The organism is Paraflavitalea sp. (genome assembly GCF_059502485.1).
Map to the genome: position 1 here is coordinate 1,156,968 of NZ_JCACET010000010.1, position 13,809 is coordinate 1,170,776.

7 protein-coding genes are annotated in these 13,809 nt (G+C 49.0%); 4 read left to right on the forward strand and 3 right to left on the reverse strand.

All coding sequences use genetic code 11. The features are described from left to right. Positions 1-28: 28 nt before the first annotated feature. The gene (locus tag AC5JBY_RS21915) at positions 29-2,380 is read right to left on the reverse strand and encodes a TonB-dependent receptor (protein ID WP_495906795.1); all 2,352 of its coding nucleotides are present in this window, start codon (positions 2,378-2,380) and stop codon (positions 29-31) included. Positions 2,381-2,470: 90 nt separating this feature from the next. Next, the gene (locus AC5JBY_RS21920; RefSeq protein ID WP_495906796.1) at positions 2,471-3,064 is read right to left on the reverse strand and encodes a DUF3347 domain-containing protein; all 594 of its coding nucleotides are present in this window, start codon (positions 3,062-3,064) and stop codon (positions 2,471-2,473) included. Positions 3,065-3,167: 103 nt separating this feature from the next. On the opposite strand from AC5JBY_RS21920, the gene AC5JBY_RS21925 reads away from it, so the two are divergent. From AC5JBY_RS21925 to AC5JBY_RS21940, 4 genes are all read left to right on the forward strand, one after another. Next, complete coding sequence (locus AC5JBY_RS21925) at positions 3,168-5,162, forward strand: ABC-F family ATP-binding cassette domain-containing protein (protein WP_495906797.1); 1,995 nt, start codon at positions 3,168-3,170, stop codon at positions 5,160-5,162. Positions 5,163-5,648: 486 nt separating this feature from the next. Beyond that, positions 5,649-6,161 (forward strand): BON domain-containing protein, encoded by a 513-nt coding sequence (locus AC5JBY_RS21930; RefSeq protein WP_495906798.1) that lies wholly within the window; start codon positions 5,649-5,651, stop codon positions 6,159-6,161. A gap of 16 nt (positions 6,162-6,177) precedes the next feature. After that, positions 6,178-6,549, forward strand: a complete 372-nt coding sequence (locus tag AC5JBY_RS21935) for a LysM peptidoglycan-binding domain-containing protein (RefSeq protein ID WP_495906799.1) — start codon at positions 6,178-6,180, stop codon at positions 6,547-6,549. 341 nt (positions 6,550-6,890) lie between these two features. Beyond that, positions 6,891-9,125 carry a patatin-like phospholipase family protein gene (locus AC5JBY_RS21940; RefSeq protein WP_495906800.1) on the forward strand — a complete coding sequence of 745 codons (2,235 nt, stop codon included), beginning with the start codon at positions 6,891-6,893 and terminating at the stop codon, positions 9,123-9,125. 293 nt (positions 9,126-9,418) lie between these two features. Here AC5JBY_RS21940 and AC5JBY_RS21945 read toward each other — a convergent pair whose 3' ends face one another. Beyond that, on the reverse strand, positions 9,419-13,687 hold the full coding sequence (locus tag AC5JBY_RS21945) for a PDC sensor domain-containing protein (protein ID WP_495906801.1): 4,269 nt from the start codon (positions 13,685-13,687) through the stop codon (positions 9,419-9,421). Positions 13,688-13,809: the final 122 nt, after the last annotated feature.

Below are 13,809 nucleotides of genomic sequence, written 5' to 3' on the forward strand. Positions count from 1 at the left end.
ATGATTCAAAGCGAGCGAATAAAACCTCTTAAAACTTAAAATTCCAAGTAACAGCAGGAATGATAGGAAACAGGGACACCTGGCGGGCGTCGACCTTTAGGGTGCCGTCATAGGGGCTGCCTTCCTGGTCGAAGTAGATGAAGTAAGGATTGAGTCGGCTGTACACATTGTAGATGCTGAATACCCAGTTTTGCTCCCACTTCTGGCCGGGCTTCTTACGAGGGGTGAGGGTGGCCGAGAGATCGGCACGGTGATAAGCCTGCAGGCGGTATTGGTTGACCTTACTATACTCCTGGGTGAGCACGCCGCCAACCACATAGAACCGTTCGGGTAGCGAGGTGGCATTGCCGGTACCGTACACGAACAAGCCCGATATCTTCCACTTTTTATTGATCTCATACATACCCACCACCGACATATCGTGCCGGCGATCGTATTTGGCGGGGTACTTTTCGCCGTCATTGAGACCGGCAAACTTTCTCCAGGTCCAAGACAGGGTATACCCTACCCAACCAGTGAGTCGCCCCTTCGTCTTGTTCACAAAAAACTCTGCTCCATAGCTCCAGCCTTTTCCGAATGTAAACCGCTCTTCGGGATCGGTTAAGGAAGGAGTATAGCCTTCTTCATATTCTATCTGGTTGTCCATGCTCTTATAGTACAGCTCCACGGAGGTTTCGAAAGTGTTGTCCTTAAAGTTCTTGAAGATGCCTGCCGCATACAGCCAGCTCATCTGTGGTTTTACGCGGTAGGTGCTCGGCACCCAGAGATCGGTGGGCAGGGTTGACCCGGCATTGCTTACCAGGTGGATGTACTGGTTGTTGCGGGTGACGGCCGCTTTGATGGAGGTTTCGTCATCCAGTATATATCGAATGGTGAAGCGAGGCTCCCACCCTACATACGTTTTCACGCGGTCGCCGCGGCCAAAGACCGTGCTGTCGAGCTTGTTGCCGTCTGCATCACGCTCAAATATTTTATAGGGACCTATTTGCTCAAAGCCACTGAAGCGGAGGCCTGCATGGACCTTGATGCGGTCGCTTACTTCCCAATCGTCCTGCACATATATACCTGACTCAAGGGCATACTTCCGGCTCTCGTTGTTGGGCTCAAAGGTGGTGCTGCCTTGTCCGCCGCTCAACACGTTGGGCGTAAAGCGGTGATAGGTGTATAGTGCGCCAAAGCGCATTTTGTGGCGCGGGCTGGCGAAGTAGTCTACGTCTATTTTTCCATTGAGGTCGCGGATACCGGAGGAGAGCTTGATCGAGAAATCGTTTTGTGAAGCGCCGAAGGAAAATGCGTAGTCGTTGTATACGAGCGTTGTGTTGGCAAACAGCTTCCTATTGAATACATGGTTCCAGCGCAGGGTGGCTGTGGAGTTGCCCCAAGGTATGCGTGCGTTGAAGGATCGTTGTGAGTTGCGGAAGTCAAATACATCTCTGCCGAAGTAGCCGCTCAGGTAGAGGCGGTCTTTTTCGGAGAACTTGTAGTTGGCTTTCAGGTTCACATCGTAGAAATAGTAGCCTGATCCATAGAAGGAATTGTCTTTGCCGATGAATGGTTTTATCAGCAGGTCGATGTAAGTGCGGCGGGCTGAAACAATGAACGAGGCTTTGTCTTTTTTGATCGGTCCCTGTACCGAGATGCGGGAGGCTATGGCCCCTACTCCACCTTCTACTTCCCATTTCTTCATGTTGCCTTCTTTCATGGCAATGTCCAGCACGGAAGACAGGCGTCCGCCATATTGGGCTGGCATACCGCCTTTGATGAGAGATATATTCTTGATGGCATCGGAGTTGAAGACCGAGAAGAAGCCAAAGAGGTGTCCTGTGTTGTATACGATCGCATCATCGAGGAGGATCAGGTTTTGATCGGGGCCTCCTCCCCGTACATACAAGCCCGTGTTGCCCTCGCCTGCGTTGCGAACGCCCGGCATCAATTGCAATGTCTTTAGCAAATCTACTTCTCCCAACAGAACCGGCACTGCCTTCACCTGGTTCATGGACAGGTCGATCTTGCCCATCTGTGCTTGCTGCACATTGCCATCGCGGCGGCGGGAGGATACGACTACTTCTTCCAGCATGGAGCGTTGGAGCAGCTGAAAGTTGAATACCGTGTTCTTATCCAGCGTGAGGCTCATTTGCATGGGCAGGTAGCCTGCAAAGGTGACGTAGATGTTGTAGGTGTCTGCCGGCAGGGTGATGGAATAAAAGCCGTACTGGTTGCTGCTGATGCTTTTGCCCTGACCATTGACGGCGATGGTGGCACCGATGAGGGATTCGCCGGAGAGGGAGTCTCTTATATAACCGCTCAATGTGTATTTGGGCTGCGCCATCGCAGTACAAGCCAGTAGAAGGATAAGTATTGTGGTGGCGCAGTGCTTCATATTGGTCTTTTCGGGGCGGGCTTTACCGGAGCAATGCAAGCCGGAGGCTTGCAAATAGGCGTCACCAGCCAGAGGCTGGCGACTGAAGAGCTATTTCTTCGAATAATCGAGTGAGTCTTCGGTGGTGCCGCAATGGAGCATTTCGTTGCCGAAATAGGGATTCATGATCACCGGGTTGTTACTCAGCCAGTAGGCGCCTTTGTCGTTGAAGGCCATGGGGCAATATTGCCAATAGACCTTCTCCCCATCATATTTCACTGTTTGGGTGAGGGTGTAGATGGCATCGGCTATCATTACAAATTGTTTCCGTTTTTCGTCCAGCGTTTTGCTATCGGCCAATACTTTGGCAATCGTGCTGATATTAGCCGTATAGCTTTGAGCGGTGCTTTTGATCGTTCCGGAAGTATCTCCCTGTATCTCATTCACTTTCAGGCTATCGGAAGCAACTATCAACTGAAGGGCTGTAGCGGTAGCTTTGGCAGTATCGCTGGCTACCAGGGCATCTTTGACTGCATAATAGGCGGTCAGCAGCTGTGCGTAGGACTGGTTGAAAGTGCTGGTGTTGTCTGCTATTGCTACCGGCTTTTGTTTTTCCCGGGGTGTTTCGTCCTTTCCGCCCCATAACTTCCACGCTATCAATCCTGCTACGCCCAATATGAGTACGCCTATAATGAGTTTTTTCATTTATGAAAAAGTTTTGCCAAAGGTAAGGGAAGATGGGCAAGTGGGGAATGGTAAAGTGGCTGATTATTCGTACCTTGCGGGGTTTATAATAAGCAATTTATATATGCTCGCAGGATTTACGAATATGACGTTTGAGTTTGGCGCCCGTGCTATTGTTGAAGATGCTACCTGGCATATTCAACCGAATGAACGGATCGGGCTGATTGGGTATAATGGTACTGGTAAATCAACGTTGTTGAAGTTGCTGGTGGGTGAATACTCTGCTTCTGCCGGTACGGTGGAACGCAGCCGTGGCACTTCCATCGGCTACCTGCACCAGGACCTGCTGAGTTTCGATACCAATGACTCCATCCTGGAGGTGGCGCTGGGGGCTTTTGAACGGGTGCGTCAGCTGGAAGTGGAGATTGAAGAAGTGGGCAAAGAATTGGAAAAGACCGGCGACGAAGACCTGCTGATCAAGTATACGGATATGCTGCATGAGCTGGAAACGCTGGGCGGCTATAATATTCATCACAAGACGGAAGAAATTCTGCAGGGGCTTGGTTTTTCCAATGCCGACCTGCAACGTCCTTATAAAGAGTTCAGTGGTGGCTGGCGTATGCGTGTGCTGCTGGCCAAGATGATCCTTCAGGCTCCTGATCTGCTGTTGCTCGATGAGCCTACAAACCACCTTGACCTTCCTTCTATCGAATGGCTGGAAAAGTACCTAACGCATTACCAGGGTTCTGTAGTGATCATCAGTCACGATAAATACTTCCTGAACCGGATGGTTACTAAGATCATCGAGCTGTATCAGCGCAAGCTGCATATTTATAATGGCAATTATGCTTTTTATGAAACGGAGAAGGAGCTGAGGCTGGACCTGGCACAACGGGCTTACGAGAATCAACAGGATTATATCCGTCAGCAGGAAAGGTTCATCGAACGTTTTAAAGCGAAGGCTTCCAAAGCTGCGGCTGCACAGAGTGCCATGAAACGACTGGATAAACTGGACAGGCTGGAGGATATCGGTATCGAGCGGCCCAGTCTGCGTATCAACTTCCAGGTGGATAAGGTACCGGGCAAGGTGTTGTGTGAACTAAAACATATCGGTAAAAGTTTTGGTAATAATAAGATCATCGAGAATACCGGCGCAGAGATCAACCGGGGTGATAAGATCGCATTGATCGGCGCCAACGGTAAGGGTAAATCTACCGTGCTGCGCATCATTGCCGGTGTGGAATCTTTCACCGGTGACCGTCGCTGGGGTCATAATGTGGATGAGAGTTTTTATGCGCAGCACCAGCTGGAGGCGTTGAACATCAATGATACTATCCTTGATGAAATGAAGAATGCCGGCAGTCAGAAAACTGAATTGGAGTTACGTACCATATTGGGTTGTTTCTTATTTAGTGGTGATGATGCGGATAAAAAGATCAAGGTGTTGAGTGGTGGTGAAAAGGCACGCGTAGCGCTGGCTAAAACGATCATCAGCAAGGCTAACTTCCTGATGCTCGATGAGCCTACGAACCACCTTGACATGCATACCGTAGACCTGCTGATCGAGGCGCTCAACAAATATGAAGGCAGTATTATCCTGGTGAGTCACGACCGTTATTTCGTTTCCAAGGTAGCCAACAGGATCTGGGAGATCGATGATCATAAGATCAAGGATTTCGATGGTGGTTATGAGGAGTGGGTTGAGTGGAAGGAACGGATGAAGAAGAAGCAGGAGGAGGAAGCGAAGAGTCAGCGGTCAGAAGCCGGCAATCAGAAATCTGACAACAGGAATCAAAAGCAGGAGTCAAAGCCTGTGGTTGAAAGCAAACCTCAACCTGCACCTGCAGCGCCTGCTAAGCAGGAGCCTATCAATAAAGAGGCGAAGAAGGAGCTACAGAAAAAGCAGCGTCTTTTTAAAGAGCTGGAAGAGAAAGTAGCTGCCTTGACTAAGCGGAAGACAGAGTTAGAGGCTTTACTGGCTTCTCCTGATGTTTTTTCGGATAAGAATAAGTTTGTTCAGACTGAACAAGAGTATAAGAGTAATGCTACTAATCTCAAATTGGCTTCTGAGGAGTATGAGAAGGTTTTTGAGAGTATTATTGAGTTGGAGGGGCAGTAATCTTTTTCTTCTGCCCGCAGCGTTGGCTTTTGCTTCGACGTTTATTCTGTTCTTTGCTTTATTTTTTTGCGCGGCGCGCAGGGCTTTGTTGTTACTTTCTTTGCCTTGATGCAAAGAAAGTAACCAAAGAAAAATCAAGCCAGGCCCGATCGCTCCGCGCGGCCTGGCGGGCTCACGCCTCCCCATGTTTTACTTCGATTACTCTTCTTTTTTGGCAACCATAGCTTTGAATGGATGATTGTTGGGACCTTTGATTAAGGCTTTTTGTTTCGATCCTTTTGCTTCGCAAGTAGATTTCTCACTCTGCTGGCGCTGCGTTCGAAATGACAACGTAATAGTTTAAGTTCGTGAACTCCTACTCTAAACTGTACAGGTACTCCCCCACATTTTTTCTGAATTAAGTTAGGCAAGCTATTTGCCTACAGTAGTGCAGCCTCTATTCCCTGGACTGTCAGGGTATGTCATTTATTCACTTAAATCATATAAATGATGAAAACAATCTCCATGAGGCTTACGTTGCTCACGCTGTTGATGTCCGTAAGCGTATTATTTCTGTCTTCTTGCAAAAATGATGTCAAAGACAGTGATCTCCAGGCGGCGATTACTGAAAAGACGCAATCGATTCCCGGGGCGAGTGGCATTACTGCTTCTGTAAAGGATGGTGTGGTAACACTGACTGGTGAAGTGATTGATGTGACCGCAAAAACTGCCTATGAAAGTGCCGTGAAGAACATTACCGGCGTAAAAGAGGTGGTGAATAATGTTACTGTAGCGGCTCCACAGCCTGCGCAAGAGCCTGTTACTATCTCTCCTGATGAAACGTTGCAGAACGCCGTCAACGAGGTAGTTAAAGCTTATAATGGTGTAAAGGCTGATGTAAAAGAAGGTGTGGTAACGCTCAATGGCGAGATCAAGAAAGCCGAGCTTACGGTGCTGATGCCTGCGCTGCACGCTTTAAAGCCCAAGAAAATCGAGAATAAGCTAACTGTTAAAAAATAAACGGAGGAACCATGCTATGGCTTTGCAAGACAAATACAAAGAGCTGGTGGATGCCGCGAAGGCTTCCGGTGTGACTAACCTGCAAGTGCGGGAACAGGATAATGTGCTGTACATCGACGGGGAGGCTGCTTCGTTTGACATCAAAGACCAATTATGGGCCATTTATGATAAGATCGACCCGGACTACCGGGCTGGCGACCTCGTATTGAATGTAACGGTTGCTGCTTCCGCCGCACCGCAGGAGTATGAAGTGGTGAAGGGTGATAACCTTACCAAGATTGGTAAGCAATTCGGTATGGGCTGGAAGGAGATCTATGAGGCGAATAAGGACCGGATAAAGGACCCTGATGTCATCCAGGTGGGTTGGAAGTTGAAGATACCGAGGTGAAAACAGCTTCGAGCCGCGAGCTTTGAGCTACGAGTTGCAAGCCAGAGGCTTGCTAATAGCCTCACTCGCCAGAGGCGGAGCAAGTGTTTGCTGATCATTACCTGTATTTTAACTTTTTCTTGTAATAAAGCTGTTCCGTTTGAACGGAACGGCTTTTATTTTGTAATAGAGGCGCGGAAAGGTTATTTCTTGAGGCTTTAAGGTGAGCCGCTCTGCCTCACGGCGTTAGCAGCGCAGCAGAGCGACCCACCTTCGTGGTGTTATTCCTTCAATAATCTCTTGGTGACACAGACAAACAGATTACATTTAATTGTAAATTAGATTCTTAACCCGGTGTGCTCATGAAATTTAGTGTCGCCTGTATGTTTTTGCTGGTTAGTTGTTTTGCGACGGCGCAACCCAACGCTGCTGTGCGGCCGAAGATCGGTGTGACGCTTAGTGGCGGCGGGGCCAAGGGGCTGGCGCATATCGGTATCCTGAAGGCTATCGACTCTGCCGGCCTGAACGTGGATTATATCACCGGTACCAGCATGGGCAGTATCATCGGTAGTTTGTATGCCGTAGGTTATTCTGCCGACTCGATTGAAAAGATCGCGCGCACCATCGACTGGGACCTCCTGCTGAGTAATCAATCTTCTCTTCGCAGCATTTTCATGGAGGAAAAGGAGGAGTACTCCAAGTACGTGATCGAGCTTCCGTGGGTCAATCACCGCTTCCGCCTGCCCAGTGGTGTGTTGCAAGGTCAGGAGTTGTGGCTGAAGTTTTCCGAACTGTTTTTCCCTGTTTATAATCAGAAGGATTTTTCACGGTTCAGCGTGCCTTTCCGGTGTATTGGTACGGATGTGGGCACCGGTGAAGCCGTGGTGATGCAAGAGGGTGAGATCATCAGCGCCATCCGCTCGAGTATGGCCATTCCTTCTGTGTTTACGGCTGTGGACTTCAATGGCCGCAAGCTGATCGATGGTGGCCTGGTGCGTAACTTCCCGGTAAAGGATGTAAAGGAAATGGGGGCTGACTTTGTGATTGGCAGTAACGTGGCTACGGGGTTGATGCCTTCTGAAAAGGTGCGTAATGCTTTACAGATCTTATTGCAGGTGGCTTTCTTCCGCGAAGCGGAGGATAATAAAAGGGAGGTGGCGCAGTGTGATATTTACGTGCCTTTCAAGATGGAGAAGTATAATATGGGCAGCTTTGGTGATTCGAAAGAATTGATGGAGCTGGGGCTGGAAGAAGGGCGCAAGTTGTATCCCCGCTTCAAGTTTATTGCCGACTCCCTGAATGCTCTCTACGGTCCTCAGCCTCCAAGACTGGACCGCCTGCCACAGGTGCATGGTGTGGTTATTTCTTCTTATGAGGTGCATGGTGTGGAGAGGACTTCTGCGGAGTTCTTTATTCATACTATGAACTTTGAGACGAACCAGTTTTATACTGCCCGTAAGCTGGCTAATATGGTGCGTCAAGCTTATGGCACGCGGTATTACAGCCGGGTGACGTATTCGCTGGAGCCTCAGTCTGATGGTACTTCGCGCATTGTTTTCGACGTAACGGAGTATCCGCTCACGTTTGCCAAACTGGGTTTACATTATAACCGTTTTACCGGGGTAGGCCTTATTGCCAACCTTACTGCGCGTAATTTCTTCCTTACCAATTCGAGGAGTCTTGTATCTGTGAACATCGGTGAAACGTTCCGCATCCGTGGTGAGCACCTGCAATACCTGGGACGACTTAAGAACGTGGCGGCGATATTGGAAACGCAATATGACAATTTTGATATCGGCACGTATACTGAATCGAAACAGGACGGGCTTTATAATCTCAACTTCTTCAAGTTTGGCGGCAAGGTGCAATTCTCTGCCAAACGCACTTTCACGATTGGTGGTGGTGGCCGGTTTGAATGGGTAAAGTATAGTCCGAAGATATCAACGGAACTGGAGTTCAAGGGTAGTAAGAAGTTTTTTACGCCTTTTGTGTACATGAATCATAATTCGCTGGATAAAAATATTTATCCTAAACGGGGTATCAAGCTGGACGTGGAAGCGGGCTGGGTAGCTCCTCAGAATTCGCGGGTGCGGTTTTATGAGAACGGGCTTGAAGTGCCGCCCGAACTGATCCCGATCAGTGATAAAAGTTTTTACCGCACCAGCGTGAACCTGGAAAGCTATACGCCGATAAGTAAGCGTTCTACTTTTCTATTCAATGTGCAGGGTGGCGCCAATTTCAATTATGGCGACAATGTGCTGAATGAGTTTGTGATCGGCGGCCTTACGAAGACGTTCCGCAATCAGATCACTTTTGCCGGGTTACCGGAAGGGGCTGAATACTCCAGCAGTGCGCTTGCCTTGCAGGGTGGCCTGCGGGTGCAGGCTTTCAACAATACTTACCTGATAGGACGGGCCAACGTGCTCGTCAATAATTTTGTGAAGGAGACCGGCTACCTCACTACACGGGATTTCTTCTCCGGCTACTCCGTGACTTTTGCTTACAACTTTGCCCTTGGTCCGCTGGAAATAAGTGCGATGTATTGTGACCAGACGCGGAAGATACAGTCGTATGTGAATTTGGGAATACCTTTTTAATGCAAGCTGTGAGCGGCGAGCTTCGAGCTACGAGCTTTTTTGTACGGCCCCTAAAGGGGCCGCTGGCTAATATATAAACACAATGCTACAAAGCTGTAGCCCCTAAAGGGGCAAAGAACCCAATTCTTCGTTTTGCTACATGTATTGGGCTAAAGCCCAAGAAGGGTTTAATTGACTTTTATCCCGGCCCTAAAGGGCCGGGCAATTCAAGAAGCGTTTTCTCTGTCAACTCGTGGCTCAAAGTTCAAGGCTCAAAGTTCAAGGCTCGGAGTCCGAAGCTCGAAGCTTCTTCGTTAGCTTGATTGTGGTTTGGGTGTGGCGAACATGTCGAGCACTTTCAGCAGGGCTGCGATGACGCCGGCGGCGGCGCCGAGCCAGGCGATCAGGTTGTTGAAGGCGTCGCGCTGGGTAGTAAACAGGAAGAGGCTTACTGCTGCTACCACAATGATCACTGGCAACTGGAACCTGTTCCAGCTATGGCTTGGGTCGTCCTGTCCTCTTTGTACGCTGATCTCTTTCTTGTCGATCCTCATCAGTATAAAGCGCCGGAAGCTCTCATTCATGACGCAGTAGCCTGTGGCGTTGTCATTGATCTTTACTATGCCCAGGGCGTGGAGGTTCTCTGCCACGTCTTCGTTGCGGCGGTTCATCAACTCATCGCAGGCTATATCGAACAGGGTGAGCTGATCATGGCTCGTGAGGGATTGCCACAGGGACATGTAATAGTAATGGGCCAGTGTTTGGAGCTTCAGGCAAAAGATATCGAACTGTTCTTCTATGATTTTCTCGGGTGGTTTGTTGGCGGCCAGTCCTTCTTTTACCAGTTTCCTCACGGGACCAAGCGATTGGCGCACCGGCCCCAACAGGCTATACAGGAATGCGCTGTGTTTGCATTCTTCATTGAACTTTTGTTTCAGGATGGTAGTCAGCCGGTCAATGACGGCATCGTTATCTTCTATGACAAGTTTCGGATGTGTGATCTCAGCTGCTCTCTCTTCGTATCGTTTTACGCTATCGCTTTTTTGCATGGACCATTTGTGGTAGAACACGGTGAAGTTGCTCATCACATTGGCCCAGCGTGCTGACAGGTCTTCTTCTACTTTGCCGTCTTCTTTTTCCTGCCGCAATACCATGTTGTCGAAATGGCTGCTGGACGATATGACGACGCGCACCTGGTTGTAGGATAGTAATTGCTCCATACGCACCAGCTTTTCTTTGGACACCTGGAAGTCGTTCATCCTGTTGTCGAAGTGACGCAAGATCACGATGGTATCTTCGGAAGGTGTATTGGTTCCTTTGCCGAGCTCTTCTGTCATCGTTTTCCATTGGGATTCCAGGGCGGGGTCTGCTTTGCCGCCTGATGCTATTTCGGCGAAGTCCAGCTCGTAATATTTCTTCCCCGGTTTATCGAGCCCCAGTCCTTCGCGTATCTTTTCATTTTTACCGCTGTTGATGATGCCCAGTATAAACATGTGGTTTGGCCCCAGGAAGAGATGTTGCATGGCTATAAACGTGTTGTCTATTACCTGCAAGGGTGAGGTGGCCGGTTTGTTGAAGAAGAAAACGCGTTTGATCAAGCCGTCTATCAGCCAACGCATCGCCGAGAGGAACATGAATACAAATACGCCCAGCAACAGTAGCTGCATGATCATTGTTTTCCAGGACTGGTGAAGGAATAGTCCCACTACCGTATAGAGTTTCTTGGCTACAAATATGCGCTGATCTTTCCTCGCAAAGGTGCCTGACCTGATCACATCGATCCGGAACTTCAGGGTATCTACTTCTGCTGCATCCCAGGCAAATTTTCCTGCGGTGGTATCGCTGAGGTATTCTATCCTTTTGGCATAGGAAGAGAAGGATGGCTTGATGGTATTGTAGAGGTTGGAGAAATGGGTATTCGTTTTTTTAAGTTCGCCGTCATATTTTTCCCAGGCTATGCTATCGGCCACGTAATTATGATAGAAGGGGAAGTGATAGGAAAACCGCGGGAAGGAATCCTGTCTATAGAAATCAAACGGTTTCCTGCGCAGGAAGGTGTTCATAAAGTCCAGCTGCTGGTATTGGAGTACCAGCTTTTGTTCTTCGCGCAGGGAAAGGGTAAAGAAGAGTATGGTGGGAATGATGGCGGTAGCCAGCATAAAGCCGTATACAGAACGATGGTACCAGCGTTTCAGCCGCTGGTCGTTGACGGGTTTCTCTTTATTGGATATGAGGTAAGCGGAATGGTTGAACAGGAACAGCAGCGCCAGGAATATCAGTTGTGTCAATAAAAACAACCAGGCGCCTTCTGTGAGGTTGATCAGGAATATAAAGGCTGTTACAAAATAAACGATTGCCAGTATCCATAGTGTGCCTGCTTCTTCTTTTATAAACTCCCGCATGGTGGCCGTGTCTCCACTACCCTCCCGCTTTTTCCTCCAATCGCAAAAGTTGTAGAGGCAGTAGGAATATACCACCATGATGTAGGTGAGGCCAATGGAAACGCCCAGCAAATACAATCCATCGGGCGCACGGAAGAACAGGATAAATCCTATTATGATGCTGGTGATGATCAGAAAGGCGCGGGATACTTTCTTGTAGGCTTCCGTGCGGTGGAGTTTGGGCGCCAGCCAGATGAAGAATACCGCTTTGGATAGAGCCCTGAGGTTGACAATGCGGGTGACCAATACCAACAGCAGGATGATGCCAATATTGAGCAGCACCAGGATGGAGCTGGCACTTACGATGTCGAGGTCCTGGTTCCAGACGTTTTCTTTGTTGTAAAAGGTAACGATGTAATAGGGCATGCCTTTCACCGGCAGCACGTAGAAGCGGGTGCTGCTGCCGGAATAGCTTGCATCGAAATGTCCTGAGGCGTTCGTATTGAGTAATGATCCCAGCTTCACATCGTCATTGCATTCTTTGAGGAGGTTTTCGTTGAGGCTGCGGTTGGGATCATTGTGGAATAGAACTTCTCCGTCTTCATTGATCATGCAAAAGCCATAGCCGTAGGGCAATACCGGGTTGAATATCGAGCGTAGGGGTGCGTTTAATGATACCACTTTTAATTTGGACAGGTCTCTTTGCAGCTGTGCTTTTGTGGCAGAATCTTTTATATCTGCTTCTTCAATGGCTTTATCTATCTGGCTGCGGCGGGCGATGCTGACGAGCTTTTCTTCGGCCACCCAGGAGCTGATGGCTGTGAGGTAATATTCATCTGTGTCGTTGCGAAACATGGAGCCATTCATGACTGCCTGGAAGTAATCGCGCCTGCGGACGTTTACTTTGTGGGGCACCATGCTTTTGTTGGTCCAGCGCATGATCTGCCGGCCATTGGAGTCGGCCCAAATGATGTGTTCGAAATAGGGGTATTTTGTTCTGAGCCAGGTAGCTTTATAGGGTGACTGGTCCTCTCCTCTTATACCGTTGCTTGTGCGCAGTACTTTATAGGTAGAATCTGCCGGGTTGTAATCATACAGATCAAGGTAGGGTGTGGGTGTTGGCCCCTGCCCTTTTCTTTCGCTGATGGCTTTTACCAGTTCTTTCTCTCCCAGTTTTATTTCATCCAATACGTCTTTTACTTCGTTACGGAATATCTTCTGCATATCGGTGGCCAGGTCCTGTAGTCCTTTGTCTGATTGTGGTTTTATGAAGCCCCAATAGACGTACATGTTGATCAGGATGATGGTAAGTATGGAGCCCAGGATATGGATGGACATCATCGAGTTGAGCACATCGCGTGCATTGAGGCGTTCGGCCCTGTTCATGAGGAATATCCTGAGCAGGGGGAACATGAGGATGACCATGACGATGCCGAATACCAGCCACATGATGACGATGCCCATGATCTTCCTGCTTTGTGCATCATATTCTTCCTGGGGCATGTATCCGCCGATCACAAAATGGTGGGTGCCCTGCACCGTGAAGGGCAGCATGAAGAGCCTGTATTTCTTTCCACCGGCTTCTACTACCTGTACGGTACTGTATTCAGTGACTTTTTCGCCGGTGAGTGTGTCTTTTACTTCGCGGCCTTTCCAGATGGCGGGGATGGTATCGTGGGACAGGTTGAGCTCATCGAACACCACATTTTTATCGTAGGCCAGGAAGTACTGGCGAAAGAGATCCCTGCGGAGGAATGATTGTACAAACTCTTTTACCGGCGCGCCGGCGCGGGAGTCGCCTTTGTTGCCGGCGAAAACAATGTTCCAGTCATTGGTGCGGGCCACGACTACTGCTTTACCGGAATCTTCTTTGCGACCGTTGGTGATGCGGGTAAGACCATATTCTTTTATCAGGAGGGCAGTATCACGACTATTCAATAATCGTAGGGAGTCCATGTCCTGCAGGAAGTTCTGGCTGTTGCGTTCTGCGTATACGTCGATCTTCTCGCGAATGTTCGTACCAACGCTTTGTAGCCCCCGGAATGAACGGCCCAACAGGTCTCTCTTGTTGTTTTCGATAACTACGTTGGTGTAATAGAAAAAGGCTCCTGCGAGGAGGATAAGCGTAATGAATGCGGGTGCATAGCGCCGGCCGAACTGGCCAATGGCATTGCTCAGTTTTGTTCCTGAAATTGTAGGCATAGAATACCTGGTAAGTTTTGATTAAACTTTATCACCGGGTACGGAAGTAAAGGAAGATTTAAACAGAGCGGCGGGAATGAAGCCTGAAAGATAGTGAATTATTGCTATGCTGGGTATACCCT